Source organism: Novilysobacter selenitireducens (assembly GCF_020026895.1).
Classification (GTDB): Bacteria; Pseudomonadota; Gammaproteobacteria; order Xanthomonadales; family Xanthomonadaceae; genus Lysobacter_C; species Lysobacter_C selenitireducens.
Genome location: NZ_JAINZW010000002.1, coordinates 508,558 through 527,424, shown reverse-complemented (window position 1 = coordinate 527,424; position 18,867 = coordinate 508,558). Strand labels below are relative to the sequence as shown.

The 18,867-nt window shown below is 68.9% G+C and carries 6 protein-coding genes; 3 read left to right on the top strand and 3 right to left on the bottom strand.

Annotation, left to right across the window (positions count from 1 at the left end; translation table 11 throughout):
- The first annotated feature begins 55 nt into the window (after positions 1-55).
- From K6753_RS06165 to K6753_RS06155, 3 genes are all read left to right on the top strand, one after another.
- The gene (locus K6753_RS06165) at positions 56-1,642 is read left to right on the top strand and encodes an arylsulfatase (RefSeq protein ID WP_223675356.1); all 1,587 of its coding nucleotides are present in this window, start codon (positions 56-58) and stop codon (positions 1,640-1,642) included.
- 152 nt (positions 1,643-1,794) lie between these two features.
- Positions 1,795-3,072, top strand: coding sequence for a class I SAM-dependent methyltransferase (locus tag K6753_RS06160; protein ID WP_223675355.1), 1,278 nt, complete (start codon positions 1,795-1,797; stop codon positions 3,070-3,072).
- A 294-nt stretch (positions 3,073-3,366) separates the two neighbouring features.
- On the top strand, positions 3,367-4,116 hold the full coding sequence (locus K6753_RS06155; protein WP_223675354.1) for a hypothetical protein: 750 nt from the start codon (positions 3,367-3,369) through the stop codon (positions 4,114-4,116).
- A gap of 90 nt (positions 4,117-4,206) precedes the next feature.
- Here the strand turns inward: K6753_RS06155 and K6753_RS06150 are convergent, their stop codons facing one another.
- From K6753_RS06150 to K6753_RS06140, 3 genes are all read right to left on the bottom strand, one after another.
- Positions 4,207-4,737, bottom strand: a complete 531-nt coding sequence (locus K6753_RS06150; protein WP_223675353.1) for a DUF4136 domain-containing protein — start codon at positions 4,735-4,737, stop codon at positions 4,207-4,209.
- A gap of 140 nt (positions 4,738-4,877) precedes the next feature.
- On the bottom strand, positions 4,878-5,960 hold the full coding sequence (locus K6753_RS06145; RefSeq protein ID WP_223675352.1) for an OmpA family protein: 1,083 nt from the start codon (positions 5,958-5,960) through the stop codon (positions 4,878-4,880).
- Positions 5,961-5,971: 11 nt separating this feature from the next.
- Positions 5,972-18,559 carry an SdrD B-like domain-containing protein gene (locus tag K6753_RS06140; protein WP_223675351.1) on the bottom strand — a complete coding sequence of 4,196 codons (12,588 nt, stop codon included), beginning with the start codon at positions 18,557-18,559 and terminating at the stop codon, positions 5,972-5,974.
- Between the last annotated feature and the right edge of the window lie 308 nt (positions 18,560-18,867).

The window sequence follows — 18,867 nt, the reverse complement described above, 5'->3', positions numbered from 1 at the left end:
CGTCGGGTTTGCTTCTTGGACCGATCAGCACTCCATTTCCGCGAGGACCCCCGCTATGGCAACCGGAAAGAAGTCCAACCAGAACAAGAAGCCGAACATCCTGGTCATCTGGGGTGACGACATCGGCGTGTGGAATGTCGGCGCCTACACCCACGGGATGATGGGCAACACGCCCAACATCGACCGCATCGCGAAGGAAGGCGCGATCTTCACCGATCACTACGGCCAGCCGAGCTGCACGGCGGGCCGCGCCGCGTTCATCACCGGCCAGATGCCGGTGCGCACCGGCATGACCACGATCGGCATCCCCGGCTCGCCGCGCGGCATCCAGAAGAGCGACCCGACGCTGGCCGAGGTACTCAAGGCGGCCGGCTACAAGACCGGGCAGTTCGGCAAGAACCACCTCGGCGACCGCAACGAGTTCCTGCCGACGGCGCACGGGTTCGACGAGTGGTTCGGCAACCTCTACCACCTCAACGCCGAGGAGGAGCCGGAAGAGCTGGACTATCCCGGCCAGAAGAACCCGGAATACCAGAAGAAATACGGCCCGCGCGGTGTGCTTCATGCCTGGGCCACCGACAAGGACGACGACACCATCGACGGCGAGCTGGGGCAGTTCGGCAAGCGCGGGAAGCAGAAGGTCGAGAACACCGGTCCGCTGACGCGCAAGCGCATGGAAACCTTCGACGGCGAAGTGCTGGAGAAGACGCTCGACTGGCTCGACCGCAACAAGGACGGCCCGTTCTTCTGCTGGTTCAACACCACCGCGATCCACATCTTTTCGCACCCGCCGCTGGAGTACAAGAAGAAGGCCGTGGCCGAGGGGCGCGCCGAGGAAGACGTGGTGCGCGCCAAGATGATCGAGCACGACGAGCAGATCGGTGTGCTGCTCAAGTGGCTCGATGACAACGGGCTCGCCGACGACACGATCGTGGTGTACTCGACCGACAACGGCAACGAGCTGATGCTGTGGCCGGACGGCGGCTATGCCCCGTTCCGTGGCGAGAAGGGCACCACCTGGGAAGGCGGTGTGCGCGTTCCGATGCTGGCCCGCTGGCCGGGCAACATCCCGGCAGGAAGCACCATCAACGGCTTGCAGAACCACGAGGACACCTTCATGACCCTCGCCGCGGCGGCGGGCATGGGCGACATCAAGGAGAAGCTGCTCAAGGGCACCAAGCTGGGCGACAGCGAGATCACGTACAAGGTCCATCTCGACGGTTTCAACCAGCTCGACATGTGGACCGGCAAGACCGACAAGTCTGCCCGCCGGGCGCACTTCTATTACGACGAGACCGAGCTGACCGCGGTTCGGGTCGATGGGTGGAAGATGCACATCGGCGTCAAGAAGGAAGGCAGCTGGTTCAATCCCAAGAGCTATCCCTCCGTACCCTATGTGTTCAATCTCCTGATGGATCCGCTCGAGAAGATGGATCCGGAGAGCCACGAGTGGGGCTATGTCGGGCGGAAGTTCATGGCCTCGAAGTTGTGGGCACCGACCGCCGCGACTCCGTTCATTGCGGAGCACCTCAAGAGCCTGCAGGAGTATCCGCCGAGCCAGGGCGCCGATACGCTCAGCCTGCACAAGGCGCTCGAGTCCGCGATGGCCAAGCTGGAGCAGGCGAACGCCAGCAGCAACTAGGCGCGCTGTCAGTGCGGCAGGGATGCGGCACCCGGCAGCAGGAGGGACCGGCGGCGCGGCGCGCCCCGGTCCCTCTGTCGTGTCTGCCGAATGGGCCCAGGACGCCGCCAGCCACGGCGGTCGCCGGTTGACCCCCGATCAACGGTGGGGCGATGCTCGCCCAGGCCGTTCATCGCATTGCGTGGGAGCGCGACACAGTGGACCCGAGATCAGCAGACCCGATCCAGGCGTTCTACAACGCGCATCCGTATCCGCCGCCGGTGGCCGACCTTGACCGGGTGCGCGAACGGTGGCGCGATCCGGACCGCCGGCGCGCCGAGTTCCACCTGCTCTGGCCCGATCGCCCATGCCGCACCGACATCGACATCCTGGTCGCGGGGTGCGGAACGTCACAGGCGGCCAGGCACGCGCTGTGCTGGCCCAACGCACGCGTCACCGGGATCGACGTCAGCGCCCAGAGCCTGGAAGAAACCCGGCGATTGAAGGACCGATACGGCCTCCACAACCTGGCGATCCGGATGCGTGCGATCGAGGACGCCGCCGGGCTCGAACGGCAGTTCGACCTCATTGTGTGCACCGGCGTCGTGCATCACCTCGCCGACCCCGGCGCAGGCCTGCGCGCCCTGCGGTCGGTACTCAAGCCCGGTGGTGTGATCCACCTCATGGTCTACGCCCCGTACGGACGAACCGGCATCTACATGCTGCAGGACTACGCCCGTCGGCTTGGGATCGGCACCTCGAAGAGTGAGATCGAAGAGCTGGTCAGGGTGGTGGAGGCGCTGCCATGGCAGCACCCCCTCATGGCCGTGCTGGGCCAGTCGCGTGACTTCCTGGATCCGGATGCCGTCGCCGACGCGCTGCTCAACCCGCGCGATCGCGCGTACAGCGTCCCGCAGCTGTATGGGACGCTGGCGGACAACGGGCTGTCACTCGCGCGATGGTACCGGCAGGCCCCCTACCTTCCGCAGTGCGGCGCCATTGCGGAGACGGCCCACGCGGCACGGATCGCTGCACTGGAACCCGCCGCCCAGTACGCGGCCATGGAGCTGTGGCGCGGCGCGATGGCGACGCACAGCCTGGTCGTCCGCCGGGACGACGAGGAAGCCGGGGCGCCTGTCGGGTTCGATGACGAGCGCTGGAGGGACTACGTGCCGCTCCGCATGCCTTCGACCGGTCTCGAACGGGACCGGGCACCTGCCGGCGCCGTCGGCCTGCTGTTCAACCGGAGCCACAGGTTCCACGACATCGTCCTGCCCGTTGGACCTGACGAGCTTGCATTGCTGCAGGCCATTGACGGGCATCGCAGCATGGGCGGGATCGTGGACAAGGCGATCCCCGGGTCGTGGGATGTGGCCCAGCGCTTCTTCAGGGCCCTGTGGCATTACGACCAGATTGTCGTCGATGCCTCCAACGCCCGGGCCAGCCGGTAGCGCCTACAACGGGGCCAGCCAGTGGAAATACCTATCGCACAACATGGTTATTGCGGATGCTGCCATGCCCGCCAGGCGTCATTCTTGCAGCGCCGTGGAGGCGGCAGCCCGCGCCTTAGGTTGTACGGAGCGGTATCCATCTCCGTCGGCGACACGACTGGACGTCGGGCGGCGCGTCCTGGAAGGGCGGGCCGTCGGCTTCGTGCATGAAGCCGGGGCGGGCGTGTCGATCACGGATCGGCTCCCGCCAGGAAGCCCGCGACGCAACCTTGCCACTTACGCGAAGGTGCTGGCATGAAGCGAACGATCCCGAGGGGCCTGGACGCGTTTCCGTTGATGCTGCTGCTGGCCTGGCCATGCGCGGCCAACGCCCACGGTGGCGACTGGGACTGGATGGTCGAGCCGTATGCGTGGGGAGCCAGCATCGGTACGGACCTTGAAACGTTCCAGCCGCCCACCGATGTGGACAACGAGACGTCGTTCTCGGACGTCATCGACAAGCTTGACGGCGTGATCCAGGCCAGGGTGGAGGGCCGCGGCGATCGCTTCGGCGCGTTCGTCGATTTCACGTACCTGGGGCTGGGGGACGAAAAGCAACGACGGGTACTGTCGACGGAGACCGACTTGGATACCCGCCTGCTCGACGCCGCCGTGTCGTGGCGGCCGGCCGGCAGGCGCGATACCGGCCTGGATGTCTTTGCCGGGCTGCGCTACATCGATGTCGATGTGACGGCCCGCTTCCGGCCCGACGACCCGGCGTTCGCCACGCGCGTGCTGGACGGCAGCCGCAGCTACTCCGACTTCCTGTTCGGCGGCCGCTACACGTGGCGGTTCTCCGAGCGCTGGGGCATGACGGTGCGCGGGGACGTTTCCGCCGGAGATACCGAAGGCACCTGGGGCACATCGCTGATGGGCCACTACTTCACCCGCAACGGTATGTGGCTGTTCGGATATCGCTACCTGGCGGTCGAGCTTGGCAACGACAACATCGACACCGAAGTCAGGATGAGCGGCCCGCAAGTCGGTTACGGGTTCCGCTTCTGACAGCGCCGTAGCCGGGTCCGCGCCTGGGCGCGGCCACGGCGGCAGTGGATCGCCGGATGCGATGCCGGCTACGCGGCTAGGCGGCTGCGCCTAGCCGGGCGGGAACCCCTCGAACATCTTCGCCACGCCGGCCTGGATGGCGGCGTTGAGGTCCTCCTGCGAGCGGGGCACGGCCTTCGAGGCGGTGCCCCGCCAGATCGCCTGCTTGCTGGCGGTGTCTAACATGTCCACCACCAGCGTGCCTTCTTCGTAGCTGCGCACCATCGTGGTGGGGATGCCGGGCCCGTACGCCCAACCGCCGCGCCAGCCCCAGCCGCCCCACATCGGCTGCTGGTAATACGTGTTCACGTCCTGCTTCTGTTGCGTCGACGCGCGGGCGACAAGGGTGACATCGCCGCCCTCGGAGGCGCTGCGCCATCCCTTGGCCTGCAGCTGGGCGTCGATGGCGGCCTGCACGCGCTGCCTGACCAGCGGGGCCATGCCCTCGGGGTCGGCCGCCCAGCTGTAGGTCGAGTAGGGGCTGAAATCCGCGGTGGGGCTGAAGTCGGTCCGCACCGTCGGCGCGGTCGTGCATGCACCGAGACAGGCGGCCAGGAGGACTGCTGCTGCGAGGGCTTTCATGGGGTATCTCCCGAAGGCGGCACCACGCCGCGGATGGCGTGTCTACGCGCAATCAGGATAGGCAGCCGGCGAGAGGACGCATTCAATAAAGCTACTCACGTTGCCTGGGTAAATATTCCGGCAGGCGCATTGACCCGTTTTCAGTCAGCAACCTGTTCCATCGGCGCGGCAGGGCGCGCCGCCCCGGCAGGCGAATCGACGGTGCGCTCGACATGGAATACCGCTTCCACCCGCCGGTTGGGCAGCAGGCAGTCTTCCAGCGCGGCCTGCGGGCGCACACCGTCGCACGTCTGCACCTGCTCCTGGTCGCCCCGGACGCTGTGCTTGATCAGGGCGGACGCCACGCCGTGCTCGACGAGGTAGTCGCGCACCGTCAAGACCCGTTTGCGGGACAGGTCCAGGTTGTACTCGGCGGTCGTCCCCGGCAGCCGGTCGGCGTGCCCGACCAGTGTCACGGCGGTCAACCGCAGGCGTTCGCCGCCAATACGCTGCAGCACGCGGTCCAGCGTGGCCAACGAACCGGCGTGGATGTCATCGAGGCGATAACGGTCGAACCCGAACAGCACGGTGGCCGGCAGTTCCGAAGTCTCCGTCATCGGCATGCACGTCCGCGCGGATGCCTCGGCATGGTCCAGAAGCTCCTCGGCGACCTGGATGTAGGGTTTGGCGTGACGCCATTGCTGCTGGTTGAACTCGTTCCCGGCATGGACGAGTTCGACCTCTGCGCAGGCGACCTGCTGCTGCGCACACTTGAAGCCGGGTGATCCGTGCAGCGTCCCCAGGCGGGTCCACAGGTCTGCGCGCAGGCGCAGCGCACCATTCACCAGCGGCGTGTCCATCGGCATCGGTTCGGTGCCGCGCTCCATGGCCGTCACCAACTGCCCGGCCTGCTCGAGCGCCGCCTGCGGGAAGTCGCTGCGATCGTTGCGCGAGTACTCGTGGAACGACGTGTCCAGCCAGCACTGTGCCTTGGCGAGGTGGTAGTCGCGCAGCGGACGGCCCGCGTCATTGAGGGCCTGGATCCGGTCCTGCGTGGCCTGGTAGGTCGAGTAGTCGGACTGCATCGCCTCGTCCGTGATGCGCGCGCCGGCGGGCACCAGCTGTGGCGATGCCGCGGCGGGCCGAGGCGCGTCCTGCTGCGCGTGTAGCGGGGCGCCGCACAGGAGGACGAGCAGCAGGCCCAGCGGCCGGTCGCGGTGCCGTCGTGGATGGCGGGTCGTCATGTCCGGTGCCCTCACTTGTCCGGCGCGCGGTAGCGCGCGTCGTCTCGGATGAACAGGTCCTCGTCGAACTTGAAGCGCAGGCGGAGGAATGCGCCTTCGTCGGTGTACTCGTAACCGGCCAGGTCCGGATCGCCCGCGAAGCCGCTGAAGTTGTAGCCGGCCGACAACCACAGGTTCTGCCGCAGCAGGCGCCCCAACTCGATGCCGTAGGCGTACTGGTTGGCGCCGTCGTCGCCCATGAACGTCGATGCCAGCACGCCGATGTCCCAGTTCTCCGTGACGTCGTAGACCGCGCGGCCGGACACCAGCAGGCCGTGGAAGCGGCTGTCCACGCGGGTACCGTCGTTGTAACTGAAGCGGTCCGCCTGCCACTTGGCGGCGACGCGGCCGGTCAGCCACCAAGGACGCGAGGGGTGCCAGTCGGCGTGGGCCGAGAGAATGTGCGCACGCGTGCGGACGTCGCTGCCGGCCTCGGGATTGGCAACGCCGGTTACGCCCAGCCCGCTGTTGTCCTCCTCGAGCTTGTACTCGTACCGGGCCAGCGCATTGACGCGGTTGCGGTCGGTGTCGCGATAGGCGACGCCCAGCTGGAAGCGGTCCTGCAGCACGTCGCCGCGCGACCGGTAGTCGGTCGCCAGCAGGTAGTTGCGCGCCAGGAACGTCCAGTCGCGACTCAGCTTGCGCGCCAGCAGGAACTGCAGCAGCGTGGTGTCGAATTCCTCGTCGATCTCCGCCGTCCCCTCGACGTCGCCCGACACCCGGTACTCCACCCGCATCGCGCCCCGCCACAGCGGATTGGCGGTGTAGTCGAGGCCCAGGGCCAGCGCGGTCGCATCCCCGACATCGCCGTCGTAGACGCGCACGTGCTCGGCGGCGCCGGTAATGCGCAAGCCGTCCTTGATGTCCCAGGTATCGCGGATGCCGGACGCCAGTTGCACGTCGCGCCCGGCGATCGCATCGCGCAGCCGGTACTCGGAGAAGACCTGGGTGTCCTTCAGGTACGTGCTGTCGAAGCCCAGTACCAGCGCATCGCTCTCGCGGTCGGTGGTAGTGATGCCATAGGCACTCGTGAGGCCGGTCTGGCGCTCGTAGCGGCCGTACAGCCGGTTGCGCTCGCGCAGGCGGTAGTCGGCACCCAGGGCGACGCGCTCGCGGTCCTCGCCGCTGATGGCGTGTTCGTACTCGGCTCCGAGCAGGAGCTTGTCGTTGACCTTGTAGCCCGCACCGACGCGCGCCGTATCGGACTCCAGTTCGGTGCCCACCGGCAGGTCGGAGGTCGGCACGCTGCCGTCGCCGCGGATGACCGGCAGTCCGGTGAGCGGATCCAGCGGCTGCTGCCCGTAGCCCAGTGCGCTGCCACCCGCGCCGGTGGCGAAGCCACCGCTGAGACCACCGGTGGCGCCGAACGGCGCGCCGATGCTCCAGGTCGAATAGCGCCCGATCGTCTCGTCAATGGTGCGCAGGCCGAAATCGAGCGTGAGCCGCGGCGTGGCACCCACGCGCCCACCGATACCGGCCGCGGTACGTTGGCCGCCTTCCGGGTTTCGGTCTTCGCTGTGCAGTGCTTCGGCGTACAGCTCCAACCGCTTGCCGACGCGCCAGGCGACCTCGCCGTTGTATTCACCTCGCCCGCCGTACAGCGGCGAGGCGGGATTGTTGAACCCGGGGTCGGTGCGCGCGGCAAAGACATGGGCGTCCAGCGTCTCCCCGTCGTGCCCGAACTCCAGGCGGTACGCATCGCCCTCCACCTCGCCGCTCACGCCCTGGAGGGCAGGCGTGCCGTACTGGTTGATCGGGTTGGTGTTGACCTCGCTCCTGGTGTGCGCGGCCTCCAGCACCAGCCACGACTGCTTGCCGAAGCGCCAGCCCATGTTTGCGCTGGCCATCTCGAAGCCGGCGAACTCGTTGTCGTCCTTGACGTAGGAGCCACCGAGTTCGAAGCGGTCGCCAATTCGGAACTGCGCGTCGGCGCCGTACACCCAGAACTCCTCGGTGCCCTGGTCCAGTTCGTAGGTCACCCGCAGCGAGTTCGGGTTGAGGTCGCTGTCGAAGGCGGGCAGGAAACTGTTGAGCAGGATGCGCCCGGAAAACGGCTCGAAGCTGTAGTCCACCAACCTCGCCAACGGCCGCACGTCGATGATGCGGCTTGGCTGGTTGCGGTCGCGGGTAATCACTTCCACGCGTTCGCTGCCTTCCAGAACCGCGTTGTTGCTGAGGCCGTACGGGCCGCTGCCCTGGCTGGGGAACTCGTCGATGACCCGTCGCAGCGAGTCGCGGATCGCGAACACGTTGCTGCTTACGCGCTCGTTCTCGAAGTGCCAGCCCAGGCCGGTCGCGGTGCGGTTGTAGACGCCCAGGCTGCGCATCATGATGCGGCCGCGGTCGGCCACCCCGGTCTGCGTGGCCAGCGTTTCGCCGGACTGGAAGTCGCCGTACAGCAGGTAGCTGCGGTTCCTGTCGATCCGCACGTACAACCGCTCCGCCGAGCGCGCGTCGAATCCGCGTACCGATGCGTCGCCGTAGACCGGGTAGAACTCCTCGGGCTGGATGTCGCGCAGCAGGCGTCCGCGAACGTCCTTGTCGGAATCGTAGGCGGCGGTGAGCAGGTACTCGCCCTTGATCCTGCCCTTTACGAAGAACGCGGCGCGCGCGGCGGCGTTGGCCTTGCCATCGTTGAACTGGCGCTCCCAGCGGCGGATGTCGCGCTCGAATGCGTCGTCGCGGAGCGCGGGCTCGATGAGGTTGCCGTTCCCGCGGAAGTTGATCACACCCTCGACCAGGCCGGTGGCCAGCAGTTCGCGCATCTCCGGAAGGAAGCTGACCGTTCCCTCGGCCGCCTGGCCACCCATGGTGATGCGCAGCAGCACGTCCTGCGGAACGTCCGGCGCGAGCAGGTCGAACTCGGCGCGGCCCTGGTCCACCGGCAACTGGACGCCCGGCGTGCCGCGGTCGGCGCCGATCCGGCCCGGCCCCAGTTCGTCGGTACCGGCGCCGGGCAGCTTCACGCGGCCACCGCTGTGCTCGAGGGTGGCGTAGCTGCGGCCTGGCAGCGGTTTGTCGTCCGGGCCCAGCACACGCACGACGACGCGCACCGCCGACTGGCCGTCCGCCGGCACGCCGTCGCGGTCGAGTTCGACGACGATCGTCCCGACGCTGGCATTGGCGCCGTAGTCCACCCGGCCGGACTGGAGGTCGATGGCCTGGGGCGGGGTGTCGGTGGTGGTGGGGGACAGCGGGTACAGCGGGGCCGCATCGCCCAGCGCGGGCCTGAAGCGCCGCGTCTGGGCGCCGGCAGGCGGCGCGATGGAAGAGGATGTCGCAGCGCCGGTCGGCGGCAATGTCTGCGGTGCCAGCGGGATCGCGCTCATCAACCCGGCCGCGTCGCTTTCCGGGTCGCCGGCCCAAGCGGTTGCGGGTGCGGGTGCCGGCGCCCCGGACTCATCGTGCGGGTATTCGACCGGCGTGGGCCCCGCCGCCCCGGTCGGGCGCGGGTGGACGATCGCCGGGTGCTGGCGCGTGGAATCGGAGGCCTGCCCGGGCGGGCGCAGCGCCTTGCGCTCGAAGGTCAACGGCGCGCGACCGATCTCGTTCTCCGCCGCGCGCACCTCGCCCTGCGTGCGCCGTGCCTTGACCTGTTCCAGTACCCGGCTCGAGCCGCTGCCCTCGATGAAGTCGGCGCGATGGAGCTCGCCGTTCTTGAGGTCGATGAACAGGCTGTCGGCATCGCCCAGGTTGCGGTTGCTGCTCACCACCAGCTTCGAGCCGAGTGGAAGCGTGGACGCATCGACCTTGAGCGTGTGGCTTTGCGGCGTCAGCCCGCAATAGCTGTACTTGCCTTCCGAGTCGCTCAGCATCCAAGTGCCGTCCTCGAAGTACAGGCGTACGCCGGGGATTCCGAGTTCTTCCGCGTCCTGCAGCTGGTTGTTGTTGGTGTCGACGTAGATCTTGCCGAGCACGCAGCCCTCGTCGGTGAATACGCCGCCGGTGACGCGCACGCGGTACCGCGCCTCGTTCGACGGTACGGTGGCGGGTAGCGGCTGCAACGTGCCCTCATCCACGCAGCCACCGGCGATGGAGCAGCCGTGGGCTTGCGCCCGGTTGGTGCCGTCACCCTGCATCGCGCCGACACCCACGCGCACCCGGTAGCTGAGCACGATCTGTTCGCCGACCGCGATCGGACCCGTGGTGAACACCAGCCGTGGCCCGGGCGCACCGAACGGATCGGGGATGCCGGCACCGTCGGCGCGGGCCGTGCCGTCGATGTAGGTGAAGCCCCGCGGAAGGGTGTCGATGACATTGACTGTTTCCATCCGCGCACCCGCGGTCTGGCGGATGGTGATGGTGTAGAGCAGGGTGTCGCCGAGTTCGACGATCCGGCGGTCGCCGGTCTTGGTGATGACCAGCCCGGGGGACGCCGCCGGATCCAGCGGGATGTGGTTGTGGACGATGCCGGCGGTGGCCGAACCCACCGACAGTGCAAGGTAGTAGGAGGTGCCCGGGCCGACCGGTGCGGTGGGCGCGGTCGCATTGGGTTGTACTTCGAAGGTGCTACCCACGGCTCCAGGCGGGCTGAGGGTGCCGGGCTCGGCCGGGATCACCGCCGACGGGAACGCGAACGCGGCCGGCGGGACTACCTGCAGGGTGTAGTCGCAGCGGGCCGGCGCCTGTGGGCCGAACAGGAACTGGTAGAAGCCGTTGGTGCCGACGGTCATCGAGATGGCGGAGCCTTCGATGGTGTAGCCGCCTGCGCCGCCGTTGAGGATCGACGTGGCCGGCTCGAAGCCCGCACACGTGCCGGCCGGGGCCAGCGTCACCACCGCGCCCGGGACCGGGTCGCGGCTGACCACGTCGTAGACCACGCCGCTGGGATCGACCGGCAGACTCTGTTGCGGCAGCTCGGCGCCCGACTGGAGCACGACCTCCAGCTCGGTGATGCCCTGATCGGTGACCAGGCACGAGCTGGCGGTGCCGCGTGCGATCGCACCCGGTGTGTCGCACGGCGCCGGCGGTCCGCCCGGGGTTTCGGCCGAGACCGGATAGCCCCACAGCACGCCCGAGACCGGGTGGCGGAACCGCAGGAACCAGCGCACGCCGGGGATGAGGTCGCGGATGCGGTAGGTGCCATCACTGCCGGTGGTGGTCTCGGCGACGATCGCGTCCGTGGCCGGATCGACCAGTTCGACGCGCCAGCCATCCAGGCGCCGGTCGTCGCCGTCCAGGACCGCGTCGTCGCTCCCGGCATCGAACCAGACGGTGCCCGACACCGACGAGGCCAGTTGCACCGGCGTCGGCACGCGGCAGGCGTCCTGGGTGATGGCCGGGTCGCACACCGGCAGGGCCGCCACGTTGCCCTCGAACGCGGCACGTTCCTCCGCGGTCGGCACGTGGGCCTGGTCCTCGCCGCCCCCGGACACCAGCACCGCGTTGTCGACCGGGGAATTCGCCGCCGCCGGTTCGGTGACGTTGACCTGCACGTCGATCGGATCGGCGCGCGTCCCATCGCGCGCGATGGGCACGTCGCTGGTGCAGCTGAAGCGCGTCTCGCCGGGCGCACCGGTGCAGGCCCAGGCCGTGCCGGTTGGAGCGGCGGCGAGGGTCAGGCCAGGGGGCAGGCGGTCCTCGACCACGTACTCGCCACGGGTGGCCTGTGGCCCGGTATTGCGCACGAGGATCGTGTAGCGGCCGATGTTGTTGACGGTGAAGCGCTCGGGGACGGCCGACTTGGTGGCTTTGAGGTCGGGCGAGTCGGCGATCTCGCCGAAGTTGGCACCCACCGCGGCCGCGCCGGGCGGCAGCACGATCCCGCTGATCGCCGAGGGCAGGGTGCCACGCGGCGTCGCCACGCCGGCCGGCGTCCCGTCGATGGTGCCGGGATTGGTCACGCCGTCGGTGGTCAGTTCCGGCTGCTCGGGCTCGGTGACGGTGTAGGTGCCGGGGCGCAGCGTGTCGAAGACGTAGTCGCCGTTGGCGTCGGTGGTGACATTGACGGACACCGGCGCGGCGGCCGTGCCCCTGGGCTGCACAGGGACCGGTGACGTCACCGGCTGCCCCAGGTCGTTGTTGCCGCTGAGGACGACCGGCACGTTCGGGTAGCCGATATCGCCGTCGTCGAACGTGCCATTGAGATTCAGGTCGACGTACACCTTGCCGGAGATCGATGCACCCGGCAGTTCGCCGAAGTCGTAACCGGTGGCGTTCTCGTTGAGGGCGATGACGATGCCGGTGACTTGGGAAGGCGTGGTCTCCATCGCGGTGGCGGTGCCGCCCGACGTGCCTGGGACGGTCGTGCCGTTGACCGTGCCGGGCGGCTGCTCGGGCTCGGTCAGGGTGTAGGTTCCAGCAGGCAGGCCCTCGAAGGCGTAGCGGCCCTCCGCATCCGTCGTGCGCTCAAGCTCGAACGGCTGGCCGGTCACGGTCTGTCCGGCGAGCTGGATCAGGACATCGGCGATCCCGGCTTCATTGGCATCGACCACGCCGTCGTTGTCGGCGTCGAGCCAGACGCGGCCGGACAACCCGCCAGTCGGGAACTCGCCGAACAGGTTGTCGACATGCGCCAGGCCCGGAGGCAGGACGATGCCGCTGATCCGCGAGGGCAGGGTGCCGGTCGCGGTCGCCGATCCGCTGGGGGTGCCATCGACGGCGCCGGCGACGGTGATGCCGTCGGTGGTGGACGGCGGCTGGTCGGGCTCGGTCAGGACATACGTGCCGGGCCGCAGCGACTCGAACTCGAAGGCGCCCAGCGGGCCGGTGATGCCCACCGTGTCCACCGCCTGCCCGAGGTCGTCGGTGCCCGTCAACACGATGGACACGTCGGCGATGCCGATCTCGACGCCGTCCTGCTCGCCGTTGCGGTTGCCGTCGATGAAGACGCGGCCGCTGATGGTCCCGGGCGGGATCTCGCCGAACAGGTAGCCGTCGATCTGCTCGCTGATGCCCAGGGTGATGCCGGTGATGCGCGACGGCGTGGTGGCCGGTCCGGTGGCGGTCCCGCCGCCAGGCCCCGGCAGGGTGGTGCCGCTGAGCGTGTCGGGCGGCTGCTCCGGCTCGACCAGCGCGTAGGTGCCGGGCGGCAGGCGGGTAAACGACCACGTGCCGTCGGCCTGGCTGGTGACGGTGCGGGCGATTGCGCCGCCACCGGCGATGGCGCCGGCCAGGTCGATCCGCACCCCGTCGATGCCGGCTTCGCCGGCGTCGATCGTGCCGTTGTTGTTCGCGTCCAGCCAGACGCGGCCCGAGATCGCACCGTCGGCGATCTCGCCGAACAGGTTGTCGATGGAGGCATTGCCGGCGGACAGCCCGATCCCGCTGATGGCCGAGGGCAACGTGCCGACCGGCGTCGCGGTGCCCGCCGGCGCGCCGCCGATGGTGCCGGCGGTGGTGATGCCGTCGGTGGTGCCCGGTGGTTGGGTGGGCTCGGTGAGGGTGTAATCGCCGGGGCGCAGGTCGTCGAACAGGTAGGCGCCGATCGCGTCGGTCGTCGTCGCCAGGATGACCGCGGCGCCGAGGTCGTCGGCGCCGGTGAGTGTGACTTCGACGCCTGCGATGCCGGCCTCGTCGCCATCGGCTGCACCGTCGTTGTTGAAGTCGTAGAACACGCGGCCGGCGATGGAGGCCGGTGGAATTTCGCCGAAGTGGTACCCGGTCGCGGCGCTGCCCACCGTGGTGGTGATGCCGCTGATTGCCGACGGCACCGTCGCGCGGTCAGTGGCGGTGCCGCCGAGTGTGCCCGGCACCGTCGTGCCATTGAAGGTGCCCGGCGGCTGAACCAGCTCGGTCACGGTGTAGGTGCCGGCCACGAGATCGGCGAACGCGTAGTTGCCATCGGTGTCGGTGGTCGTCTCCTGAAGCACCGGCAGGCCGTTGCCGTCGATGCCGGTCAGGCGGATGCCGATGTCGGCGATGCCCGCCTCGCCCGCGTCGATGACGCCGTCGTCGTCCGCATCCAGCCAGACCCGGCCGCTGATCGACGTATCGCTGGGGTTCTCGCCGAAGTTGAAATCGGTGCCCCGTCCATCACCGACGGCCAGGTCGATGTCGGAAATGCGGGAGGTGGTGATCGCATCGCCGGCGACGCCGTTGCCGGGCGTGCACCCCGTTGCGCACGGCGAGCCGCCCACCAGGCCGGGGTTCACCGCCAGCGGCGCATTCGTGAAATCGCCGGCGGGCAGGGGCTCGCGCAGCGTGTAGGTGACGTTCGGGTCCAGACCAGTGAACGAATAGGCGCCGTCGGCGTCGGTGGTCGCGGTCTGCAGCACCGCGCCGGTGCCCGCGTCGAGCAGCTCCACGGTCGCACCGGCGATGCCCGGATCGGTGCCGACCGTGCGCACGTTGTCGAAGTCGGCATCGGAATAGACGACGCCGGAGAGGCTGGCATTGACCAGTTCGGGGAAGTTGTAGAACTCGCCGGCGTCTTCCCGGCCCACCGGGATGGCGGCATAGCTGGAGTCGGGGCTGCCGCTGGCGTAGGTGCCGCCCAGTGATGGCGCGTTCGGCCCGGTGGCGGGCGGTGGAACCGGGCCATTGGCGAAGCCGGTCGGCTGGGTCTGGGTGACCGTGTAGCCGGTGCCGTCCGACGGGGAAAGCGTGTCGAAGAGATAGGTGCCGTCGGCAGCGGTGGTCGCCGTCAGGTTCAGCGCGTTGCCGTAGGTGTCGGTGCCGGTCAGGGTGAGCGTCACGCCGGGGACGCGCGGCTCGGTCCCCGCGTCCTGCGGCACGCCACCGTTGGTGCCGGTCCGGTCGCGGTCCTCGAATACGGTCCCGGTGAGGGTCGAGGCGATCACGTCCAGCGGCACGGTTACGGTGTCGTTGGCCGGCAAGTTGTCGACCTGCTCGGTCGACACGGTGGCGGTGTTGGTGCTCGTCCCGCCCGCGGGCACGGTGTCCCACCGCGCCGGGACGATGATCCGCACCTGGCCGGACTGGCCCGGCGAGAACGTCACGTCGCCGACGTTGCAGGTGATGGTGGTGCCGGCGAGCTGGCAGGCACCCGTCCCATTGGGGACGTCGCCGATGCCCAGCGATGTGCCGGCCTTCTGCCAGGTGACGGCTCCGGTCACGACCACCCCGTCCGGCAACGTGTCAACGACCTGCGTGCCGGTCCCGTTCAGCGGGTTGGTGCCGCTGCGGTCCAGGCTCAGGCTGGAGCCTGGCCCGTTGTTCACCGCATCGATCACGTAGAAAAACGGTTCGCGCACGGTCACCGGATCGACCGCGGGTGGCAGCGGGACGAGCGGGTCGGGATCAGGCTGCTGCGTCACCAGCGTCTTTGACACCGCCATGTCCACGCGTGCGCGGATGCTGGTGGTCTCGTCCTCGCTGTTGTTGCCCAGTTGCGAGTCGGCCTCGTTGGAGGTGGCCGTGGCCGAGTTCCCCAGCGTGTCGCCGATGGCGCCGGGCGGTGTCAGGTATTCGAAACTCAGGTACAGGGTGCTCTGGGCGTCCACGCCGATCACCCCGTCCTGGTCGCTGCCGGGGAAGCCCGCACCGGGCATCACGCACGCCAGCGTCAACGTGTCCGGTCCGGTGACGGGGTTGCTGCCGGATTCGATCGAGCACGCCGCGGGATCGAACGGACCGCCCGCAGTCGGCGAGGCACCCGCGTAACGCACCGTGGCACCGGCCTGTGGCGTGATGGTGTCGCTGATGCGCACCCCGGTCGCCGCCGACGGGCCGGCGTTGTTGATCACCGTGATCCGGTAGGACACGAAGTTCTGGCTGGTGTCGTCGGGGTCGTAGCCCATCGGATCCACCCCGCCGGGGAAGCCGACGTCGACCTTGTTGGTGATCAGGTCCACGCTGCCAGAGCTGAAAACGAGGGTGGCGGACTTCTCGTCGTCGGCCGGCGTGGCGACGGTGTTGTATTCGAAATCGCCGCTCGCATCGGTGCCGCCACTGGGGTCGGCCGCGCCGTCGCCGTCGCGGTCGAAGAAGAAATCGCCGGTGTCCGGGAAGGCGCGTGCCGGATTGCCGGTGAGGTTGACCACCGGTGTCAGGTTGACCGTCAGGGCGTTGGTCTGGCCACTGGCCATGTCCAGCGGTTCGCAGGTGATGGTGATGGTCCCGGCACCTGCGCCCTCGGTGAGGTAACGCGTGCCGCCCGGTGCGGCGACCACCGTGACGTTGGCACCGGCCACCGCCGTGCAGGCGTCGGGGCCGGGGCCATTGCGCGTGGCAGAGTTCAGCACGAAGCCCGAGTCGTTCGCCGGCAGCTCGATGACGTCGCGGAACACCACCCCCGGTGCGATCGAGGGTCCCTCGTTGTGGAACTGGATGCGGTGCTCGCTGGGCACGCCAACCTGGCCCTGCGTGCCGGTGGGGATGGTCTTGGCCCTGGCCTGCACGTTGGCCACGCGCGGGACCCGGACGAAATCCGAGCCACTGTTGTTGCTTTCGTCCACCTCGCCGATTGCGCCCGGGACCGCGGGGTCGACCGCCACGCCTGCGGTGTTGCACCACGACCCGGCCGGCATGGCGACCGCCCCGCAGGTGCCGGCGGGGCGCGTCGCACTGTCGTCCAGCGGGCCATTGACGGTGACCGTGGCGACCGCGCTTTCGCCCGCGCCCAGGACAGCGCCCCCCGACCGGCACACCAGGCTGCCGCCTGCGTCCACGCTGCACGTCCACCCCGGCGGACCGACGACCGTGGCGCTGCTGCGACCGTTGATGAAGCCGGGGATCGGATCGTTGATGACCACGCCAGGCGTTCCGTCGGGGCCGGCGTTGGTGACGGTGATGGTGTAAGTGAAGCTGGTGTAGGTGACGGGCAGCGTGTTGTCCGCGGTGCCCGGGCCGTTGGTCTGCTTGGTGATGCTGAGGTCGGCCGACTCGGTGGTACTGCTGCTGCCATCGCCGGAGCAGTCGTTACCGGGATTGCCGTCGACATTGGCACCGCCACCGGTGATGGGTTCGAGCGACCCGCCCGAACCGCCGGTGCAGGCCGTGTTGGTCAGCGTGCCGGGCTCGCGCGCCCGCGTGGTGATGGTGAGCGGAGGCGCGCTTTCCCCAGCCGCCAGAGGCAGGGCGGAGGCTTCGAGCGTGCAGGTCACCGTCTGGGGGCTGCCTGGCCCGATGTAGACCAGCGGCGCCACGGTGCACGTCCACGGTGGCGTCGGTCCCGCGCCGAGGAACTGTTCGCCCGGCGCCAGCTCATCGACCATCTGCAGTTGCCCGGTCACCGTGTCCGGCCCCTGGTTGGTGACCGTGATGGTGGATGTCATCTGGCTGTCGAGGTCGGGTTCGGTGCCGTCCCAGACGTTGACCAGTTCCGGTTGCTTTTCCTTGGCCAGGGCGAGGTCCGCACCGGGCGTCAGCACCGTGAAGGTGACGCTGCTGCTGTTGTTGGCCGGCTCCGGATCGGGCGTGGTGGAGTCCACTGTGGCGGTGTTGGTCTGGTCGCCGCTGCTGCCGGGGCCACTGGAGGGCACGGTGGCTGTAATGGTGAAGGTGTCGCTGGACCCGGCAGGGTAGGGGCCGTCGTGCGCACACGTCCGCTGCCCACCCAGGGGGCCGGTCGTGCACGTCCATCCGGCCGGTTCGTTGCCGCCGGTGATGGTGAAGCCGTCGGGCATGGGGTCGGTGAAGCTGACGTCCTCCGCGTCGCCCGGCCCGTTGTTCTCGACGATGATCGTGAACGTCACTGTCCCGCCCGCCGTGGCCGGCGCCGGGCTCACGCTCTTGTTGATCTCCATGTCGGCGCCGGCACCGATACCGAGTGGAACATCGGCGGTGTTGTTGGCCGGATTGGGGTCGGGCGTACCCGTCGCGGTGACGGTGGCGCTGTTGACGAGGGTGCCGCTGGTGGAGGTCACCTGGGCCTGGAACGTGTAGGTCGCGACGTCACCGGCGGGCAGGGTGCCAGCGAAGGTGCCGTCGGGCCCGACGAACGTCCAGCCCGCGCCGCTTGCACTGCCGTCGATGAAGACCAGCCCCGCGGGAAGCGTGTCGACCACGGTGAAGTTGGTCGAGGGACTGGGCCCGTTGTTGGTGACCGATAGGGTGAAGGTCACCACGCCGCCGGCGACGACGGGATTGGGCGAGGCCGACTTGGCCATCGACAGGTCGGCCGACGCGACGAGCGTCGTACTCTGCGAAGCACGGTTGTTGGCCAGGCTCGCGTCGCCCGCGAAGAACGGGTCGTCGTCGGGCAACGTAGCCAGTGGAGTCGACGCGGGCGGAAGCGGCGCCTGGCCGATGGCCGCCTCGATCGAGATAAGCCCGGGCGGCTGACCGGTGGTGTCGACCTGCACCTGGAACACCACCGGAGCGCCGCCGCCCAGGATGCCGTCAATGTCGCCGAGGTCACACACCACACGAGTGGGAACTGCCCCATCCGCCGTGCAGCCCGCGGGAAGGCCGGCGGCGGTGGTGCCGTCGGGCAGGTCGAACAGCACGAACACGCCGTCGGCGGTGTCGGCATCAACGTTCTGAACGGTGATGTCGTAGGTGACCACGCCGCCGGCGGGCGTCGGGTCCGACGCGCTGTCGGACAGGTCGGCGATCTCCAGGTCGACAGCCGATGCCAATGGTGCGAAGCCGAGCAGTGCAGCCCAGGCCAACACGAGGAAAACGCATCGCGCGAACGGCACCGTCCAGGTGCGCACAGGCGGCACCCGCGTGACATTGCCCGGAGTCTCGTGACGCAGCCTGCCCACGTGCTTCGCCCCCATCAGCGGTGCTGCGAGCAACAGGTGACCTTCAAGCAGGGTACTGCGATGCGTGCCCCGTGAATCTAAGTAAATCGTGTGTTCGCCAGCCCGTATTTTTACGGTGGCGTCGATGCGTGGCCGGCATCAATGTGGACGTTGGAGAGACCCGGCATGGACCCGCGTTGGTGTATCGGGGCCTCGTTCGGGCGCCGGAACCAAGGCCGATGCCGATGCGTGATCTGCACCACCACACGGAACGTCGA

Bases quoted from the DNA above. Each gene is read 5' to 3' on its own strand.
- K6753_RS06165 (WP_223675356.1), top strand. From the start codon at position 56: ATGGCAACCGGAAAGAAGTCCAACCAGAACAAGAAGCCGAACATCCTG.
- K6753_RS06160 (WP_223675355.1), top strand. From the start codon at position 1,795: ATGCTCGCCCAGGCCGTTCATCGCATTGCGTGGGAGCGCGACACAGTG.
- K6753_RS06155 (WP_223675354.1), top strand. From the start codon at position 3,367: ATGAAGCGAACGATCCCGAGGGGCCTGGACGCGTTTCCGTTGATGCTG.
- K6753_RS06150 (WP_223675353.1), bottom strand. From the start codon at position 4,737: ATGAAAGCCCTCGCAGCAGCAGTCCTCCTGGCCGCCTGTCTCGGTGCA.
- K6753_RS06145 (WP_223675352.1), bottom strand. From the start codon at position 5,960: ATGACGACCCGCCATCCACGACGGCACCGCGACCGGCCGCTGGGCCTG.